Origin of the sequence: Amycolatopsis kentuckyensis, assembly GCF_002155975.1 — a bacterium.
Classification (GTDB): domain Bacteria; phylum Actinomycetota; class Actinomycetes; order Mycobacteriales; family Pseudonocardiaceae; genus Amycolatopsis; species Amycolatopsis kentuckyensis.
In genome coordinates, this window is sequence record NZ_MUMI01000863.1 from 1 (window position 1) to 1,515 (window position 1,515).

General features: G+C 71.5%; 1 protein-coding gene. It reads left to right on the forward strand.

The window, feature by feature from the left end:
- Positions 1–287: 287 nt before the first annotated feature.
- Positions 288–1,515 (forward strand): ABC transporter substrate-binding protein (locus CCN39_RS48730; protein ID WP_244211378.1); only part of this gene is annotated, 1,228 nt, incomplete at its 3' end.

Sequence of the window (1,515 nt, forward strand, 5' to 3'; positions counted from 1 at the left end):
ACCGGCCGGGAACATTCCCGGGAACGTTCCCGAGCAACGGCGCGAAAGGAGGCGGCGACATGGGCGGCACTCCGTGGGCAGCTGGGCCGGGCCGTCGCCGCAGGTCCCGCCGGTCCACAGTGGACTGCCGGCCCCGCGCCGCGAGGTCTCCGCTGAAGCGCACGCCACCTCCGATGCCCGGACCACCGCGCCAGGCCCCGGCCGAAGCCGCCGCCATCCCGAAAGGACCGAACGCAATGGTGCGTACTTCTCCCCCGACGAAACGGCTCCGCCGGCTGGGCGCCGCCGTGACTGCCGCCGTGCTCGTCCTGGTGACCGCCGGCTGCGGGAGTGCCGACTCCGCCGCCCCGGCCGCCGCGGCCTGTGCGCCGTCCGGCGGGAAGGTCGAGCTCTCGTTCTGGTCCTGGCTGCCCGGCATCGACCAGGCCGTCGCCCTGTGGAACCAGGGACACCCCGACATCCACGTCACCGTCGAACAGACGCCCCAGGGCAACCAGGGCACCTACAACAAGATGTTCACCGCGCTGAAGGCGAACCAGGCGCCGGACCTGGGGCAGGTCGAGTTCGACTCGCTCCCCGGCTTCCGCGTCCAGCAGGGCCTGCAGGACATCTCGGCCTGCCCCGGCGTCGCGGACGCCAAGGCGAAGTTCGTGGACTGGACGTGGGCGCAGGCCTCGGTCGGCGGCGACGGCGTCTTCGCGATCCCGCAGGACACCGGCCCGATGGGCCTGTTCTACCGCAAGGACCTGTTCGAGAAGTACCACGTGCCGGTGCCGACGACCTGGGACGAGTACGCCCAGGCCGCGAAGACCCTGCACGCGGCGGACCCCAGCCTCACGATCACGCACTTCCCGCAGAAGGACGTCAACTGGTTCGCCGGTCTCGTCTGGCAGGCGGGCGGGCACTGGTTCACCCAGGACGGCCAGCAGTGGAAGGTGAACCTGACCGACCCCGCGTCCACCAAGGTCGCCGACTACTGGCAGAACCTGCTTTCGCAGGGCCTGGTCTCGAACTACCAGGGCTTCTCCGAATCCTGGAACAAGGCGCTGGACTCCGGGCAGATCGCCACCTGGACCGGAGCCGTCTGGGGCGTCGGCACGATCGCGAAGGCCGCGCCCTCGACCGCCGGGAAGTGGGCCGTGGCGCCGCTGCCGCAGTGGACCAAGGGTGAGCAGCGCTCCGGCAACTGGGGCGGCTCGACCACCGCGGTGTTCGCCGGGACCAAGCACCCGGCCGAAGCGGCCCAGTTCGCCCTGTGGCTCAACAGCGACCCGCAGGCCCTGGCCATCCTGACCGCCCAGGGCGGCATCTACCCCGCCACCGTCGCCGCCCAGGAGTCGGCAAAGGCGTCGGCGGAGAACACGCAGTTCTTCGGCGGCCAGGACGTCGACGCGGTGTTCCGCGAGGCGGGCAAGGGCGTCAGCCAGGACTTCACCTGGGGGCCGTCGATGGAGCAGACCTACGCCCACGTCCGCGACGGATTCGGCGCCGCGCTCGCCGGCAACGGCACGCTCG